The organism is Paenibacillus sp. FSL M7-0896 (assembly GCF_037975415.1).
In the GTDB taxonomy this organism is placed as follows: domain Bacteria; phylum Bacillota; class Bacilli; order Paenibacillales; family Paenibacillaceae; genus Paenibacillus_AQ; species Paenibacillus_AQ silagei.
Genome location: NZ_CP150250.1, coordinates 1,015,414 through 1,031,799 on the forward strand (window position 1 = coordinate 1,015,414; position 16,386 = coordinate 1,031,799).

Annotated in this window: 18 protein-coding genes; all 18 read left to right on the forward strand. The window is 55.8% G+C overall.

Annotated elements, in window-relative coordinates; all coding sequences use genetic code 11:
- Positions 1-231 precede the first annotated feature (231 nt).
- The 18 genes from MKY12_RS04195 to MKY12_RS04280 all read left to right on the forward strand — a co-directional run bounded on the left by MKY12_RS04195 (position 232) and on the right by MKY12_RS04280 (position 16,358).
- Positions 232-819: a TetR/AcrR family transcriptional regulator gene (locus MKY12_RS04195; protein WP_339254098.1), complete on the forward strand. Its 588-nt coding sequence runs from the start codon at positions 232-234 to the stop codon at positions 817-819.
- 109 nt (positions 820-928) lie between these two features.
- Positions 929-2,158 carry an MFS transporter gene (locus tag MKY12_RS04200; protein WP_339313014.1) on the forward strand — a complete coding sequence of 410 codons (1,230 nt, stop codon included), beginning with the start codon at positions 929-931 and terminating at the stop codon, positions 2,156-2,158.
- A gap of 290 nt (positions 2,159-2,448) precedes the next feature.
- Positions 2,449-3,048, forward strand: a complete 600-nt coding sequence (locus MKY12_RS04205; RefSeq protein ID WP_162174671.1) for a winged helix-turn-helix domain-containing protein — start codon at positions 2,449-2,451, stop codon at positions 3,046-3,048.
- A 173-nt stretch (positions 3,049-3,221) separates the two neighbouring features.
- On the forward strand, positions 3,222-3,677 hold the full coding sequence (locus MKY12_RS04210) for an SRPBCC family protein (protein ID WP_339313015.1): 456 nt from the start codon (positions 3,222-3,224) through the stop codon (positions 3,675-3,677).
- Positions 3,678-3,694: 17 nt separating this feature from the next.
- Positions 3,695-5,008, forward strand: a complete 1,314-nt coding sequence (locus MKY12_RS04215; RefSeq protein WP_339313016.1) for a beta-ketoacyl-[acyl-carrier-protein] synthase family protein — start codon at positions 3,695-3,697, stop codon at positions 5,006-5,008.
- Positions 5,005-6,252, forward strand: coding sequence for a beta-ketoacyl synthase N-terminal-like domain-containing protein (locus MKY12_RS04220; protein ID WP_339313017.1), 1,248 nt, complete (start codon positions 5,005-5,007; stop codon positions 6,250-6,252). The genes MKY12_RS04215 and MKY12_RS04220 overlap by 4 nt, the downstream gene beginning before the upstream one ends.
- A 46-nt stretch (positions 6,253-6,298) precedes the next feature.
- The gene (locus tag MKY12_RS04225) at positions 6,299-6,517 is read left to right on the forward strand and encodes a phosphopantetheine-binding protein (protein WP_036723283.1); all 219 of its coding nucleotides are present in this window, start codon (positions 6,299-6,301) and stop codon (positions 6,515-6,517) included.
- A complete protein-coding gene (gene acpS / locus MKY12_RS04230) occupies positions 6,514-6,894 on the forward strand; it encodes a holo-ACP synthase (RefSeq protein ID WP_036723284.1) in 381 nt (126 codons plus the stop codon). Before MKY12_RS04225 ends, acpS begins: the two co-directional genes overlap by 4 nt.
- A gap of 20 nt (positions 6,895-6,914) precedes the next feature.
- Positions 6,915-8,114 (forward strand): MFS transporter, encoded by a 1,200-nt coding sequence (locus MKY12_RS04235; RefSeq protein WP_339313018.1) that lies wholly within the window; start codon positions 6,915-6,917, stop codon positions 8,112-8,114.
- Between the two features lie 10 nt (positions 8,115-8,124).
- Positions 8,125-8,505 carry a cupin domain-containing protein gene (locus MKY12_RS04240; RefSeq protein WP_036723287.1) on the forward strand — a complete coding sequence of 127 codons (381 nt, stop codon included), beginning with the start codon at positions 8,125-8,127 and terminating at the stop codon, positions 8,503-8,505.
- A 50-nt stretch (positions 8,506-8,555) separates the two neighbouring features.
- Positions 8,556-9,521, forward strand: a complete 966-nt coding sequence (locus MKY12_RS04245; RefSeq protein ID WP_051477854.1) for an amidohydrolase family protein — start codon at positions 8,556-8,558, stop codon at positions 9,519-9,521.
- 8 nt (positions 9,522-9,529) lie between these two features.
- On the forward strand, positions 9,530-10,291 hold the full coding sequence (locus tag MKY12_RS04250) for a cyclase family protein (RefSeq protein WP_339313019.1): 762 nt from the start codon (positions 9,530-9,532) through the stop codon (positions 10,289-10,291).
- Between the two features lie 53 nt (positions 10,292-10,344).
- Entirely contained in the window at positions 10,345-10,653 is a 309-nt protein-coding gene (locus tag MKY12_RS04255; protein ID WP_209878724.1) for a TIGR04076 family protein, read from the forward strand.
- A 16-nt stretch (positions 10,654-10,669) separates the two neighbouring features.
- A complete protein-coding gene (hemW, locus tag MKY12_RS04260) occupies positions 10,670-12,028 on the forward strand; it encodes a radical SAM family heme chaperone HemW (protein WP_339313020.1) in 1,359 nt (452 codons plus the stop codon).
- A 14-nt stretch (positions 12,029-12,042) separates the two neighbouring features.
- Positions 12,043-12,360: a carboxymuconolactone decarboxylase family protein gene (locus MKY12_RS04265; protein WP_339313021.1), complete on the forward strand. Its 318-nt coding sequence runs from the start codon at positions 12,043-12,045 to the stop codon at positions 12,358-12,360.
- A complete protein-coding gene (gene hemW / locus MKY12_RS04270; RefSeq protein ID WP_339313022.1) occupies positions 12,350-13,729 on the forward strand; it encodes a radical SAM family heme chaperone HemW in 1,380 nt (459 codons plus the stop codon). The genes MKY12_RS04265 and hemW (MKY12_RS04270) overlap by 11 nt, the downstream gene beginning before the upstream one ends.
- Entirely contained in the window at positions 13,726-15,165 is a 1,440-nt protein-coding gene (locus MKY12_RS04275) for a U32 family peptidase (RefSeq protein WP_036723296.1), read from the forward strand. The genes hemW (MKY12_RS04270) and MKY12_RS04275 overlap by 4 nt, the downstream gene beginning before the upstream one ends.
- A complete protein-coding gene (locus tag MKY12_RS04280) occupies positions 15,162-16,358 on the forward strand; it encodes a flavodoxin family protein (RefSeq protein ID WP_339313023.1) in 1,197 nt (398 codons plus the stop codon). The genes MKY12_RS04275 and MKY12_RS04280 overlap by 4 nt, the downstream gene beginning before the upstream one ends.
- Positions 16,359-16,386 lie beyond the last annotated feature (28 nt).

A 16,386-nucleotide genomic window follows, 5' to 3' on the forward strand; every position in this document is an offset into this window, starting at 1 on the left:
CCTCTTGGTCAACGATTATAGCATAAGAAGGCAACTAATCATCATTGGGAAAGAAAATCGAGACGGATGCACTTCGTAGGATTTTTATGAGAAAAGCAAGAAATTAATGCGGAGATAGCATGGGTTATGCTCTTTTCTCCGCTGTCGCACTCCGTATAATAATCATGCTTGCATTCCCAAATATGAACCCATATAATTAAACCGAACAGTCGGTTTTTTAGGAGGAATGAAATGAGTACACCAAAAGGTTCGGTAAAGCGGAGTATGATCCTAGACCAGGCGTTGGAGCTTTTTGTGCAGAAGGGATATGCCGCCACCTCGATGGAGGATATCGTCAAGCATACCGGGGTCAGCAAGGGCAGCATTTATTACCACTTTTCCAGCAAAGATGATTTGTTTGTGAGTATGGTCGAAAAAATCAACCGCGAATGGGTGGAGGAGTGGTCGGAGATTCGCCGCCAATTTCCGGAGGTCGGAAGCAGACTGATGGGAGCAAGCTTGCATTTTGTGAACAGCTTCCAGAGTCCTCTGACGAAGGTGGCTGAAGAGTTCTCCATGAATATGCAGGATGGTTACGAGGAGATACATCAGCGGCTGATTGAGATCTCAATGGTGCAGATTGAAGTATTTACCGAGATCTTCCGGGAGGGAATGGAGCAGCAGGTTTTTACTAAGGCGGACCCGGGCAAGTTGGCTGTGTTATTCACCAGTATGTTAAGCGGCTTGACGCTGTACCCCCAAGTGTTCCCCAAAGACGGGATGCATCAGCATACGCAAGAAGCGGTAGCTGCGTTATTGGAGGGAATTAAGAAGAAATGAATGAAGCGCAGCCTGTTCGAGTCGTTGAACCGCACTACTCGGGCAGGCACGCTTTATTTGAGAATTATTAAACCGAACGGTCAGTTTTATTGAAAAAGGAGGTAATACGATGAAAGAATTGTTGCGAAATCGGGTATTTCTGCTGGTGATGGCCTCGGATGTGCTGCAGCAGGTGGGGATTTGGGTGCGAAATATGGCTTTGCTCTATTATGTGGTGCAGCAGACGCAGGGTGACCCGGTGGCTGTGTCCTTGCTTACGGTGGTGGAATACGCGCCGATTTTCTTATTTTCCCTGGTGGGCGGTGTGCTGGCTGACCGTTGGCGCCCTAAGCGCACCATGATCTGGGGCGATGTTCTAAGCTTTCTCTCCATTGTGCCAATTTTATTTGTGGTGGCATGGGGATACTGGCAGGCGGTTTTTATTGTGACGATGATCTCCGCGATTGTGTCGCTGTTCTCCCAACCATCCTCGGCCAAATTGCTTAAAACCCATGTTCCTGAACAAGAGTTGACGGCTGCCATGGCGATGACCCAGATGGTCGGCTCGCTGTTTATCATTCTGGGCCCCATCCTCGGCACCTTTGTTTACTACACCTTCGGAGTTATGGTTTCCTTGAGCAGCCTGCTGGTAATCTTTGCGCTTTCCGCTTGTTTATTGCTCTTCCTGCCGGATTCGCCGCGCTCCATGGAAAGGTTGTCAGTGCAGGCTGTGGTCAGGGATTTACGCGGCGGACTGCTCTACCTGCGGGAACATGCCAACTTGAAAGTGTTGATGGTGATGTTTGGCGTCCTTGCTCTGGGAGCTGGTCTGACCGCTCCGCTTGACATCTTTCTGGTTACGGAGCGGCTGGGATTGGCAGAAGCAGACTTGCAGTGGTTTACCGCCTTGTCCGGCTTGGGCCTCCTGATCGGGGCAATAATCGCCGCCAGCCTGTCCGGTCGCCTGAAGGGCAAAGGGGTGGTTTTCGCCGGTTTGATTTTGCTCGGGGCGGGGACGATGATTGAAGTATGGTCGGTCTGGCCCATTCTAACAGGCGGGATGCGGCTGATTACCGGTCTGTTCCTGGCTTTAACGCAGACTGTAATTGGCACGTATATGCTGACTTTGGTTCGAGCTGAATATATCGGACGGATTAATGGCCTCATCACTCCAATTTTTATCGGGTGTACGCTGATCGGGACAGGACTTTCTGGTATGCTGGTGGCGCAAAGCTCGCTTATCTTTGTCTATATGCTATCCGGTTTGATTTTGATGCTGGCGGCCTTGGTAGCGCTTCGTCTACGCTTCGACTACCCTGTAGCTAAGCAGGCAGAGGGGAGAGAAACAGCGGGTAAGTAATGCAGATAGAGGGTTGTCCGTAAAACAGAGGACCGTAGCGAAAATGCGCGGCCCTTTTTTGTTCATTTTTCAAGTAAGAAGCTATGATATTTTTCCTTTTATATCCCAAAAAATACTATATTATAGAAAATGTAATCTTTGTGAAACCGGTAGTTTTTGAGAAGAATGGGATTGGAGAGAAGTTCATGCGTGTTGCGCTGGTGTGTTGTGCAGATTCCACAGAGCCTTGTGAGGATTGCAGGTTTAAAATTGTTCATTCTTTTTTTGCACAGGAGTACGGTTGTAAGGTATTGCATTTCAAGGAGCTGGAGGCGCTGGTCGATATTGTGAAGGAAGGCCTACAGCTGGATGGTGTAGTGATCAGCACCCCTGATTTCAACCCGGGCTTCATTCACACGATGCAGTATCTGCAACAGATGCTTACGCTGAGAATATTCTTCATTGTAGAAGAGATCAGCGCGCAGGGTACCCCTGTCCCTTTTCCTTCCAATCATATGTACATCAGCAGCTTCGAGCGCAACGGCTTCCAGGAGGAATTGTTCAGCCGGTTGCGCTGCTGGTTCGACGAAGGACTGGCCCCTCACACACACCACACCAGACAAATCAAGGATATCGCCCTTCATCTGCACTCCAAATCCCTGAAGGTCGGAGAATTCGTCATTGAGCTTACCTGTAAAGAGTTCGAACTCCTGGAGCTGCTGCTGGAATGCCAGGGCCAGTACATCCCCACCGAGCAGATTCTGCACCAGCTATGGGACAGGTATACATCCCCTGAGATTGTGAGGCAGTACGTATACAAGCTGAGGCACAAAATCGAGATCATCTCCGGACGAAGCGACATCATCCTGTTTCGCCGGGGGATCGGATATTCGGTGAACCCATTGATCTGACAGAGTTCTGTCAGGTCTTTTTTTGTGCCCGGGAAACACATAGACTGCACTCTTCCGTATCCTCCCATAAATAAACAATAACTGTAAATTAACGCAAGCTTAACAGCCGGGTTATGTCCCCTTCCGGGCTTAGGCGTTACGATGTCATTATTACGAATGGGGAGGCATATGGAGTGGCAACGATTCAGAACAGTATCTGGATTCACGCAGACCGGATCACCGTATTTGAGCGGACGAATGATATTGCGCACTGGACAGATTTATTCACGGAATATAAGGAAACGCGGGTGCTGGAGCAAGGGGAGGCCTACATCCGGTTTGAGCTGACGACACATCCCGAGGGGAACCGGCCTTCGCGCACGTGGGAATCTGAACGCTGGCTGGACCGGCCGAACTTCCGGATTACGGCCAGACGCCTGGCGCCGCTGCTGCCGTTCAAGCATATGAATCTCGAATGGCTCTATGAGGAGCAGGACGAAGGGACGTATATGACCTGGATTCAGGAATTCGAGGTAGATCCGGCAAGCGGGCTGACCGGGGAGCAGGTGGAAGCGCATCTGAACCGCACGACCAAGGAGCAGATGACGGCGATCAAGCACAATATCGAGAAGCAAACGGTTCGGAGCTGAGGGCTTATATGGAGAATGTGACAAGAAAAAGAGTCGTGATCACTGGCATGGGGCTGCTTACCCCGCTGGGGAATACGCTGGAGCAGTTCTGGAGGAACAGCCTGCAGGGCAAGGTGGGATATGACCGCTTGCAGGGCTATGAGCATATGGCGTTGAAAAGCCGCGTTACCGGCACAATACCGCAGTTCGAGCATTTGGGCCGGACGGCTGATGAAGCGCAGCGGGCAGGCATGGGGCGGCCGGGTATTCTGGCGGTCAACGCCGCGATAAGGGCGGTTGCCGATGCGGGGCTTGTGTTCACGAAGGAGCTGCGGGAGCGTTCCGGGGTCTGCATCGCCAATGCGATTGCCGACACCCCGTTCTCGGAGCAGACCTTCCTGCGGATGACGGAGGGCGGGCAGGGGCCGATTGATCATGGACTCTGTCAGGAGGATTTGTACCGCAAAGGCATGTTCTCTTATATTGCCTTCGAAGTGGCGCATGAATTCGGGCTTCAGGGAGAGGCACTGGTCATGTCCACAGGCTGCACGGGCGGCATTGATGCTGTCGGATATGGCTATGAGTCGATTATAGCCGGGGAACATGACGTCATGATCTGCGGCGCAGCGGAAGCACCGGTCAGCTCCATGACCATCTCCTCCTTCGATGCCATCGGTGCGTTGACCTCCAGGTTCAACGATGACCCGCAGCGGGCTTCGAGACCTTTTGAGAAGACCCGCAGCGGCTTCGTTCTCAGCGAGGGGTGTGCCGTCGTGGTGCTGGAGGAGCTGGAGCATGCGCTCCGGCGGCAGGCGCCGATCTATGGCGAGGTGACCGGATTCGCCAGTACGAATAACGCTTTTCATATGACCGATCTGCCACAGGATGGGGATGCGCTCAGTCTGACGATGAACGAGGCGCTGGGCAACGCGGGCCTGACAGCGGAGGACATTCAATATATCAACGCACATGGCAGCTCGACTCCGCAGAATGATGCTTTTGAGACCGCCGCTTATAAAAGAACGTTCGGAGAGCTCGCCTACTCCATCCCGATCAGCTCCACGAAATCCATGGTAGGTCATCCGCTCTCGGCAGCGAGTGCCATTGAAATTGTGCATTGCCTGCTGGCCTTGAACGAGGGTTATATCCCGCCAACCGCCAATCTGGACGAGCCGGACCCTGCCTGTGATCTGAATTATGTGCCGAAGCAAGCGATCCAGCGCGACCTGTACCATATTCTGACCAATGCCAGCGGATTCTCCGGGATTCACTCCGCGATGATTCTGGCAGCGAACGAATACAGCAACCGGGCAGGCAAGCTTCAGACTGAACAATGGATGTGCAGCCTATGAAGAATACAGTATTCGTAACCGGAGTAGGGATGGTGGGGCCGTGCGGAAATAGTGCCGGGGCCTTCTGGGAAGGACTCCTGAGCGGCCGTAATTATATGACTCCGCTCCAGCTTGAGGGTACGACTGGTACCGCGCCTCCCTTCGCCGGACAAGTCCGCGGGATGGAGCCGGAGCAGGTCATCTCGAAGCGTCTGCTCAAGAAATGCTCCCGCTTCTCTGTCATGTCGATTCTGGCTGCGAAGGATGCCATGGATGATGCGCATTGGGAGCTTGATCAGATGAGCCGCGAGCGGATCGGCATCTTCGTCGGCAACAACTCGGGCGGCTGGGAGAGTGCACGGAATGGCCTGCGTGTCCTCCATACCGAAGGGGCGCCCTTCATTGACCCAAATCTGGCGAGCAACTGGTTCCCTGCGGCGGCACAAGGGCATATGTCCCTGGCCTTCGACATCAAGGGCTACAGCAAGACGGTAATCGCCGACCGGAGCAGCGGGTTGCTCGCCATTGCCTATGCGGCCAGAGCCATCCGCAACGGGATTATCGATGCGGCGATCGTTGGCGGAGCCGAGACGCCGCTCGATCCGTGGGCGCTCTCCTTCTATAACACGGAGGGACTGCTGAATCTGAGTGCGGACCGCCCGCAGACGGCATACCGGCCGTTCGTGGAGGGGCGCAGCGGGCTGGCCCTGGCTGAAGGAGCCGCATTCCTGTGCCTCGAATCGGAGCGCAGCCTCCAGAAGCGCGAGGCGTCCCGCCGGGTGCGGGCGAGCATCCAGGGCTTCGGCTTCACGAATGACGGCCAAGCCGCCGCCCCGCCTGAGGAGAGTATAGCGCAGTGTGCCAGGGCGATCCGGCTGGCAATCGGGCATTCGGAGACGCAGCCGGAGCGGATCGGCTATCTGTCGCTGGATGGGGCCGCCTCCGCCCGCGAAGACGGAATTGAATGCTCGGCCATTCAGGAGGTGTTCGGCAGTAGTACAGAAGCCAAGTGGGCGGGCTGCCCCAAGACCGTCTTCGGCAACACGATTGGAGCGGCAGGAGCGTTCGATGTCGCACTGAGCGTGCTGGCTATGAATCACGGGGAGCTGCCCGGCCTTCCGTATCTGGCAGAATCGGTTCAAGACAATGGCTTGAACTTCGTGCCTGGGATCAGCCGCCGGATCGCTGTGGAGTCTTCGCTGATTCTGTCCAGAGGGAGGGGGGGTGTCTCTTCGGCACTGGTTGTGAACGCTGAAGGCTTGTGAAGGATGAACATTAAGGCACATTAACTTAACCGGGAGGGTGTATCTAATGGTATTCGAGAAGGTAAAAGCAATCATTGAGGATATTGGCATTGAGGATGAGATTATCGAATCATCGCGGCTCTATGACGATTTGGCCCTGGATTCAACAGAGCTGGCGCTGGTCTCTACAGCACTTGCGAAGGCGTTTGGCATCTTCATTGAGAGTAGGGTGCTTAAGACATATTCTGTAGCTCAAGTGATCGAAGCCGTTGCCTTGAAGGCATGATTAGAGGGATCGGCATGGATCTGGTCAGTATCAGCTTTGTCGAGCAGATGCTGGAGAAATGCGGTGAACTGTTCGTACAGCAGTATTATTCCATGGAAGAGAGGGAGCTGTTCGCCTGTAAAAAAAGACATGCAGAACACTTCCTGGCTGGCAGATTCGCCGCCAAAGAAGCGCTGCTGAAGGCCATCGGCACCGGAATGAACTGTGAGCTGGACTGGAATGAGCTGGAGTTCCTTAACCATCCCGGCGGCCAGCCCTATCTGGTCCGCAGCCGCAGCCTGGAGCCTTATGTACAGCAGCAGGATTCCATCCATGTAAGCATCAGCCATCACGGTGATTATGCTGCTGCATTCATCATTATTGAGAGCAGTCAATGACTGTGAGGAGGACGAGTCACATGAGCAACAACAAAATATTCACACTTTTGGCCATCAACATTCTACTTGTATTTTCAATTATGGTCAGCATCTTCCCCATCGCACCCCTGATCAGCAGTGATCTCGGCATGACCTCCGGTGAGATTGGAACGATAGCGGGGATTGCCTCGCTGGTGATGACCTTTCTGTCGATTCCCTCCGGCGTGTTCGCGGACCGCTACGGGCGGAAGAAGATTATTATCGCTTCCATGGCTCTGTCGGCCGTGGCCGTATTCATGGTAGCTGCATCCCACGGAGTCCTGCTGTTCACGGCGGGGTGGCTGCTGTTCGGCTTCGCCAGAGGCTTCGTGTCCACACCGATCTTCGCGGTGGTGATGGATGTGTGCAAGCCCGAGGAGCGGGGCAGAGCGATGGGCATTGTGTCCGGGGCCATCGGTGCCGGGTCGGTGCTGGGGTATGTGCTTAGCGGCCTGCTGAGCAATTATTTCGGCTGGCATACCTCCTTCGCGGTGTTGGCTTCACTGCTGCTGCTGTCCACGCTGGTTACCACGGTGCTGCTGAGGGAGACTGGGGTCAAGAATACAAGCAGAAGCATCGGGCAAGCCTTCAAAAGCTCCTTCAAATGGCTGGGCGTCCGCGAAATTCTGCTGGCGGGTATTGTCGGAACCCTGTGCTTCATGGTGGGGGTCTTCACCACCTTCCTGGTGCCGTTCGCGGCTAAGGAACAGGATATCTCCCTGGTGCTGCTCAGCCTGCTCTTCATTCCGTATGAAGCAGTAGCCTCGTTCGGAGCAGTCTTCGTTGGCTGGATCTCAGACAAGGTAGGCAGACATGCACCGCTGATCTGGGCCCAGTCGATCTGTGTAGGAGCGCTTGTGCTGCTGTATGCACTTGACTTCAATCCTTGGCTGCTAACCTTCGGATATGCCCTGATCGGACTTACGGAAGGGCCAATTATTACCCTGGTCAATACGATTATTACGGATAAGGTCATTAAGATTAATCCGATGGAGATGGGCGCGGCCTTGGGAACCTTCCGGACCCTTCAGGGGGTCGGGATTGCGCTGGGGTCCACGCTTGGCGGATTCTTCTACAGCAGAATCGGAACGCATCCCAGCTATCTGGTGGCCGCCGGGCTGATGGTGCTGACGCTGCTGATCTCACTGAGCCTTGGCAAGAAGGAACAAGCTGACGTCACCGAATATAAATCTGCGGGATAAGGGGTGCAGTATGAACCAGGTCTACACGAAAACAGTGGTCCATATGGATGAAGTGCCGGTGGTTCATTCCAGAGGAGGACAGATGCGCGTGCTGGCGAGTCCGGCGACAGTCGGATCCACCCAGCTGATCATGGGCCATGTCCTGCTCCAGCCGGGAGAAGAGATCAAGGAGCATCTTCATGATTACGGCGAAGAGAATGTCTACGTCGTCCGGGGCCGGGGAACGGCGTTCATTGAGGATATTCCGCATGCCATCCGGGAGAATAGCCTGTTCATTGCGCGGAGGGGTGAGCGGCACCGGGTAGTCAATGAGGGTCCGGGCGAGCTGGAGCTGGTCTTCGCTACAGCGCCGCTGGCCCCCAGGCCGGAGATCGGGCACAGAGAGGTCTGACCTCCCTTCTAGGCAATACCAATTCTAAGCAAAGTGGTGAGAAGACAAACGTGAAGAGTGATCTTGTGATTGTAGATACCCATGCCCATTTCGCCGTCAAGGAGAATAAGAGCCTGGAGCTTAGCCTGGCCGCGGCCGGGACCGTCCCGGATTACAAGAAGCAGAAGGGCTTCGATGACCTGCAATATCTGAAAAAGATGGTGGGCGCTGGCGGAGACGGCTTCGTGGACGAGAACAATATGCTGGAGGATTACCTTGCTTGTATGGACGAGAATCAGATCGCCATGAGCTGGGTTCATCAGCTGAGCTTCGAGGATGTCTACGGCTATGAGGTGCTGTCCAATGAGAAAATCGCCGAGGCGGTCCGCGCCCACCCCGACAAGCTGCGCGGCTTCGCCAGCGTCAATCCCTATAAGGGGAAGGAAGCGCTGGCGGAGCTGGATTATGCCATTAAGACGCTGGGCATGCAGGGCTTCAAGCTGAATCCCAATGATTATGGGGGCTTCGTATTGAACGACCGTGAACTGCTGTATCCACTGTATGAGCGGTGCAGCGAGCTGGGCGTTCCGGTCAGCGTGCATACCGGAATTACGCCGGGCAGTATTTTTCGGATGAAGCATAACTACCCGATACTGCTCGATGATGTTGCTGTGGATTTTCCCGACCTGACCCTGATTGTGGAGCATATGGGCCATCCCTGGAATGACCTGTGCTATTACATGGTCGGCAGACACGACAATATGTATGTGACGATCACGGCGGTAGCCAATATCCTGATTCACAATAATCCGAAGGTATTCCGGATGGAGCTGGCCAAGATGATCTCGGTCTGCGGCAGCCACAAGATCCTCTGGGGCTCGGACTGGACGGTTACCCCGAACATCGCCGAGGTGCTGAATTACATGCAAAAGGTAGTGATCCCGCTGCCCATGAAGCTGATGATGGGGGTGAAGGAGATCAAGCGGGAGGATGTCCAGAACATCCTGGGACGCAACGCACTCAGAATTATGAAGTAGGTGAGGACATGGCAGTTCAGTTCATTGATTTAAGTGTGCCTATGGAGCAGAATCCGGGCGAGCTGGCCCCGTACGGGTTCGAGCAGACCGGCCATCAGGAGGGGGCGGACCGCTTCGCCCGCCAATTCGACGGGAGCCGGAAGGACTTCCCGGGCGAAGAGTTCCTGAATATGGAGATGATCACCGCGTCCACTCATACCGGAACCCACTTCGATGCCCCCCTGCACTTCGGCTCCAGGAGTGAGGGAGCGCCGGCAGCGTCCATTGACGAGGTGCCGCTGGAGTGGTGCTTCGGCGACGGAGTGGTGCTGGATTTCACCCATATCCAGGCGGGCGGGGCGATTGAGAAGCAGGATGTGGAGCAGGCGCTTGAGCGAATCGGTTACCGGCTGAAGCCGCTGGATATTGTGCTGATCCGTACAGGTGCGGACCGGTACTGGGGGACCTCCAAGTATCTCACGGATTATCCGGGGATGAGCAGGGAGGCTACGGCATTCCTGACCGGCCAAGGCATTAGGCTGATGGGCATCGACAGCTACGGGTTCGACCGTCCGTTCAAGCATATGATCAGTGATTATAAGCGGACCGGGGATAACGCCTATCTGTTCCCCGCTCACTTCTGGGGCAGAGAACAGACGTATTGCCACATGGAGCGCCTGGCGAATCTGGAGCAGATTCCGGTACCCTACGGATTCAAGGTGGCTTGCTTTCCGATCAAGATCAGGCAGGCCGGTGCGTCCTGGGTACGGGCAGTAGCGATTATCGAGTAGCGCATTTCAGTGCAAGTGAAACGAATCACATATTATATGAGGAGGAATTAGGGATGAATTATGAATTTGAACTCAAGGTAACAGGCGTTAAAGGGCACTGCCGGGCAGGGCATAAGGAAGGGGATGTCATGAAGGTCTCCCCGCTGAACGCAGGCAATCTCTGCGGAACGGCCTTTCATGCGGTCTTCCCGATGCTGCTGGCGCTGAACATGGATGCGAAGCTGCCGTGGGACCCGGAGGGCAATATTGTACACTCGGCTTGCCCGGATATGCGCAACCAGATGACTATGGAAATCCGCCGCATCCCGGTGGAGCCGTCCGAAGATTCTCCATATGCAGGCCGGATGCTGCAATCCAAATGAAGGGAGACCGCTCCATATGAATAATGCGAAGCCATACGTTGAAATGTTCAAGGAGAGAGATTCGATCTGCGTCTCGCATTATCCGGTGCCTGTCTCACAGCACACAGAGCCTGAGGTCCGGTCGCTGATGGAGCTGGATCAGGTGAATACCAAGGATACGCCGGTAGCCCTGTATCTGCATATTCCCTTTTGCGATGCCACCTGCTCGTTCTGCCCGTTCAACCGTTATCTGAAGCGGAAGGATCAGGTGGACCGCTACCTGGCCGCTGTCCGGCAGGAGATGGACAGCTATGCAGCTACGCCATTTGGCAGCAGCATTACCGTCTCGTCTATTAATCTCGGCGGCGGGACACCCTCCTGCTTGTCCTCGGAAGAGCTGACCGGACTCCTGCAATATATGAAGCAGTCCTTCCGTGTGGACGACGATGCCATGATCTTCATCGAAGGCAACCCCCGGAACTTCACCGCTGACAAGCTGGAGACGTTGGCCTTGCAGGGATTGAACCGGATCAGCGTGGGCGTGCAGACCTTCCAGGAGGAGCTGGCCGAGGTGCTGGGACTGTACCACAGTGTGGAGGACTCGTTCGCGTTAGTGAAGAATGCGCGTAACAGCGGTATTGAGAATGTTGGGATTGATCTGATGTACAATCTGCCAGGTCAGACGCTGGATCAATGGCGGGCGGATATCCTCACCTCCATTGAGCAGGAGATTGACCATATCTGCGTAATCTCGTTCTGTGTGGTCCCGCATACGCAGATTGCCTCGCGTATAGCGGAAGGGAAGATTCCGGGCATAGGGGATGTCTACCGGGAGATCGAGCTGTATACCATCGCCAAGGAGATGCTGCTGGAAGCCGGGTATGAGCAGTACAGCGTCATTGATTTCGCCAAGCCGGGCAAGACGGACCGACACGCCACCCTATACTTCTCGGAGCAGTCGCATATGATCGGGATCGGCGCGGCCGCTTTTGGCATCATCAACGGCTATATGTATATCAACAGCGGCAATCTGAATGAATATATGACCCGCGTGCAGGACGGGCTGCTGCCGGTCAATTGCGGGGAGAAGGCGGATGAGCGGGAGCTGGCGCACGGGGCCATGGCCAAGGGTCTGCGGATGCTGTCCGTTAACCGTGCGGAGTTCGTGAAGATGTTCGGGCAGGAGCCGGAGCAGCTGTTCCCGGAGACGATAGAGCGTCTGGTGCAGGACGGGCTGCTGATTCAGGATGCCGAAGGGATTCGCCTGACCGAGGATGGCATTATATGGGGCAACAATGTGAGCAAGCAATTTTTCTCCGCAAAATATGCGGATTACGGGCTGCAGCACCGGATGAAGCTGGCTAAGGGACGCCCGGTACAATCGGTTCAATCATAAGGAGGGTATAGCTGATGAGCGATATGTTGATGAGAGTTAATCCGCAGGTAGGGGCCGCTTTTGATAGCATGTGCAAGTCGATTGAGGATACAGGGACGCTTGAGCCTAAGGTGCGGGAATTGATCCGGCTGGCTTGCGTAGTTACAGACCGTTCTACCTACGGCATCCGGCTGCATGCGCTGAAGGCTTATGAGCTGGGTGCGAGCGCGGAGGAAGTGACAGAGACCGTGATGAATTGTCTGCCGGTGGCAGGGATTGAGGCGGTCTCCTCGGGCCTTGCTGCGGCAATGTCGGCTGTGGAAGCCAAGCGGGGTGTTCATCATGGCAGTTAAAACGTCCAACGAGCGCTTTTATAATATCTATCCTCACAGAGATCCTATCTGCGTATCCCACTACCCCAATCCTGTGACCGAGGTTACCCCGGCTGATATTTACGGAACAATGGGCCTTGGTGACCAGCCTCCGGCGCATAATGTCGGCGCAGTCTATGTCCATGTTCCCTTCTGCGCCTCGGTCTGCATCTTCTGCCCCTTCAACAAGATGGCCTATCAGGAAAAGCAGGTGGAGCAGTACATGGAGGCTGTCAAGGCCGAAATCGGCATCTATGCCTCTTCCCCGTATGGTTCGCAGTCCACGATCAGTGCAGTGACGTTCGGGGGCGGAACGCCTTCGGCTCTGTCGGCTGAACGGATGGTGGAGATGCTAAAGAGTGTCCAGGCGAATTACCGGGTGACGCCGGATGCGCAGATCTCTTTCGAGGGCAGCCCGGCAACCTTGACGCTGGAGAAAATGCAGGCCATCCGCGCCCAGGGGGCGAACCGGATCAGCATCGGCATCCAGACCTTCAATGACAAGATGGGGCATCATCTGCGGATGAGCCATGATTCCCGGCGGGCCTTCGAGGTGCTGGAGGAAGCGAAGGAAGCAGGCTTCGAGAATATTGGCATCGATCTGATGTATAACCTGCCTGAGCAGACCATGGAGGAGTGGCTGGAGGATGTGCGAACAGCGGTGCGGCTCGGCATCGACCATATCACGGTATTCTCTCTGTGTGTAGTACCCTTCACAGCACTGTTCAAAATGATCAAGGAAGGCAAGATTCCGCCAACCGGCAGCGTCGAGCTGGAAGTGGATATGTACCTGGAGGCCAAGCTGCTGCTGCAGGAAGAGGGGTATGTCCAGTACAGCGTGTGGGATTTCGCCAAGCCGGGCTTCGAGGACCGGCATGTCCTCTTGTACTATACCCAGCAGAAGGATCTGTTCGCGCACGGCCCGGCCGCCTTCGGTTATGTCAATAAGCTGATGTATATCAACCAGGGAGATATCCAGGAGTACAGTGACCGGCTCCAGCAGCAGCTCCTGTCCGTCTTCATCGCCAGCCAGGCGGATGATCTGGAAGCGATGCACGGGATGATGGCCAAGGGCCTGCGGATGCTGTCCGTGAAGCGGAAGGATTTCACCGGCATGTTCGGATTCCAGCCGGAGGAGGTCTTCGGTACGACGATCGATGAGCTGGTAGCCAAAGGCCTGCTGGAAACGGATGAGCATGAGATCCGCCTGTCCGCGAGAGGTATTGTCTGGGGCAACAACGTCTGCAAGGAATTCTTCTCGGAAGCGAACCAGCAGACCTTCGAGAGCCGTGTGAAGCTGGCACGCGGACAAAAGCCGGCTGAGGCTGCCGGAGAGGAGCTGAAGGGATGAAGCTGTCTGTCGGCACGAACTTTGATGACCGGTTGCCTATCCTGCTGAAGGATTCGCATGTGGATGTTTTCTATGGCAAGCTGTCCTCAGATCTGGTGGGCGGCGGAAGACCAACCTTTGCACTGCCAACCATAGACCGGGCGAGGGTGGAGGAGCATGTGAAGCTGCTGCATGCCTACGGGTTCAAGTTCAATTATCTGCTGAACGCTACCTGTCTGGATAACCTGGAGACCACGAAGGATTTCCATTACCGCCTGCGCGAGCTGCTGGAATGGATCGGCACGCTGCAGCCGGAATATGTGACGGTATCGCTCCCGATGCTGATTGATATGGTTCGCACCGCGCTGCCGGATGTGAAGATCAGCCTGTCTACCTTTGCTAATGTGAATACGCTGAGACAAGCCCGGTATTTCGAGGAAAAGGGTGTCAGCGAGATTACCCTGCCCGAGAGCCGGAACCGTGACTTCGCCTTCCTGGAGAGCCTGAGCAAGAATACCCGCCTCGACTATCAGCTCATTGCGACCAATGACTGTATGCTGGATTGCCCGATGCGCCAGAATCATGCGAACTTTCAGAGCCATGCCTCGCAGTGTAACCATGTGACGGACGGCTTCGCGCTGGATTACTATATGCTGCGCTGTACGGAGCGTAAGCTCCAGCACCCGGAGGAGCTGCTGAAGTCGCAGTGGATTCGCCCGGAGGACATGTATATCTATGAAGAGCTGGGCTACCACAAGTTCAAGCTGACCGAGCGGATGAAGACCACGGAGAAGATTGCCGCGACTGCGCAGTCCTACTCCGAGCGGAAGTATGAGGGGAACCTGCTTAGCCTGCTTAATTCGCGGATGGCCGAGGCTGACTTCGAAATGCCGAACTTCTCGAAGAACATCAAGGAGGATTTCGCACCGTCTGACAAAATGAGACAGGTCTACCGCCTGTTGTTCAGCTTCCAGGCCAGCATCGACAACAAGAGTATGGAAGGCTTCCTGGAGGGCTTCCGCTCGAAGCGCTGCGACCGGATGGACTGTGACAAGTGCGGCTACTGTGCTGAATGGGCCAGCCGGACCGTGTCCATGGCGAAGCCCGGGGATGAGGCGCTGAAGGAATTCGAGCAGCTGTTCGCGGCGCTTGCTTCGGGAAGCTTCTTCGAGTCAGCGGCCGGGGCGAAGGCAGTCTGGAGCGCGGAGGGCGAGAGTCTTCTAGGCGCGGTCATTGGGCGCAAGCCTGAGTTCATCCGCGATATGGCCGGGCCTGAGATCCGGAAGAAGGCCGAGGAGCTGGCGGCTGCCCGGGGAAGTGCCCAGGTCTTACGGCAGGATGTCGCCAAGGCCAATGTACTGTGCACCCCGGCAGACTTCCGGATGTTCGCGCTTAGCGATCTGCGGGCTCTGGGCTTCGATACGGCTGAGCTGGACTTAGAGGAGGCAGCCGGATGAAGAAGATCATCGGGCTTGCCGGGTCCATGAAGAAGCATCACAGCTCCAGCGAATATCTGCTCTCCGTTGCGCTTGAAGCCGCAGCGGAGCAGGGGGTGCAGACGGAGCTGCTGAGGCTGAATGATTACAACATTCTGCTTTGTGACGGCTGCGGTAACTGCATGAACGGCAAGCACTGCCACCTGCTGAAGGACCCGGAGGACCAGTTGGCGGAGCTGTACGACAAGCTGAAGGAGGCGGACGGGTTCGTCTTCGCCTCCCCGGTCTATGCGCTCTCGCTTCCGGCCGTCTGGAAGAACTGGATCGACCGCTGCGAGCCGTGCAGTGACGAGGATCTGGACTTCGAGTACTACAATTATGACCGGGTAGCCGGAGTGAAGGGCAAAGCGTTCAAGGGCAAGGTCGCCGGACAGATTGTTGTCGCAGCGGGACCGGGACATGAATGGGCGCTGGCCTCGCTGATGCCCTGCTTCACGGCGATCAAGCTGTCGATGATTGCCAGCGCGGGCATCAGCCTGATTGAATATGACGGCCAGCCGGGTATCCGCAAGCGCTCCTGGAGCAAGCCGATTGAAGAAGCGGAAGAGGCGAAGATGATGGCCCGGGCGGTCGGGATGCGGGTGGCCTCATCCTTGGGCTTCTCTTACTTCGACCTTCCCGGGCAGTCGGGGGCAGGGCGAGAGCAGGGAAGCGGGGGGCAGGATGCTATGAAGCCGAGCCAGGACCCTATGGAGCCGAGTCAGGAACGCGGGGTGCAGGCTGAAGTCTGGTCTGCCTTCACTGTGCAGGACGTCCGGGATGAGGAGGTTACGCTCGGTGAACTGGCTTCGATTCAGCCGCGCATCTTCGTTATCGGTGATCAGCAGGCCAGCCTCCGCTGCGGGCCGCTGCTGGAACAGCTGGAGCAGCAGTTCGGCGGGAGCGCAGACTGTGCGCTGATTGCAAGAGTCGGGCAGCTGCCCCACTTCATCACGCATGAATTCGTGAAGGAGAAGACGAGCCAGACCGTTCCCGGCTTCATGCTCTACTATGACTGGGAGGATAAGCTGGCCTCACGCTGCACCCTGGCGCCTGGACAGCCGGCTATTCTGGTAGGCAGAAGCCCCGGGGAGTGGAGGTTGTTTGCAGTCGATGAAGCAGACGGCCGGGATATAGACCGGGTCGTGGACTATCTAGAGGAAGCTGTCGTATGAGCGGCCCGGCCGGGAAGTTCAAGGGAGG

Bases quoted from the DNA above. Each gene is read 5' to 3' on its own strand.
- MKY12_RS04195 (WP_339254098.1), top strand. From the start codon at position 232: ATGAGTACACCAAAAGGTTCGGTAAAGCGGAGTATGATCCTAGACCAG.
- MKY12_RS04200 (WP_339313014.1), top strand. From the start codon at position 929: ATGAAAGAATTGTTGCGAAATCGGGTATTTCTGCTGGTGATGGCCTCG.
- MKY12_RS04220 (WP_339313017.1), top strand. From the start codon at position 5,005: ATGAAGAATACAGTATTCGTAACCGGAGTAGGGATGGTGGGGCCGTGC.
- MKY12_RS04225 (WP_036723283.1), top strand. From the start codon at position 6,299: ATGGTATTCGAGAAGGTAAAAGCAATCATTGAGGATATTGGCATTGAG.
- acpS (WP_036723284.1), top strand. From the start codon at position 6,514: ATGATTAGAGGGATCGGCATGGATCTGGTCAGTATCAGCTTTGTCGAG.
- MKY12_RS04235 (WP_339313018.1), top strand. From the start codon at position 6,915: ATGAGCAACAACAAAATATTCACACTTTTGGCCATCAACATTCTACTT.
- MKY12_RS04240 (WP_036723287.1), top strand. From the start codon at position 8,125: ATGAACCAGGTCTACACGAAAACAGTGGTCCATATGGATGAAGTGCCG.
- MKY12_RS04250 (WP_339313019.1), top strand. From the start codon at position 9,530: ATGGCAGTTCAGTTCATTGATTTAAGTGTGCCTATGGAGCAGAATCCG.
- MKY12_RS04255 (WP_209878724.1), top strand. From the start codon at position 10,345: ATGAATTATGAATTTGAACTCAAGGTAACAGGCGTTAAAGGGCACTGC.
- hemW (WP_339313020.1), top strand. From the start codon at position 10,670: ATGAATAATGCGAAGCCATACGTTGAAATGTTCAAGGAGAGAGATTCG.
- MKY12_RS04265 (WP_339313021.1), top strand. From the start codon at position 12,043: ATGAGCGATATGTTGATGAGAGTTAATCCGCAGGTAGGGGCCGCTTTT.
- hemW (WP_339313022.1), top strand. From the start codon at position 12,350: ATGGCAGTTAAAACGTCCAACGAGCGCTTTTATAATATCTATCCTCAC.
- MKY12_RS04275 (WP_036723296.1), top strand. From the start codon at position 13,726: ATGAAGCTGTCTGTCGGCACGAACTTTGATGACCGGTTGCCTATCCTG.
- MKY12_RS04280 (WP_339313023.1), top strand. From the start codon at position 15,162: ATGAAGAAGATCATCGGGCTTGCCGGGTCCATGAAGAAGCATCACAGC.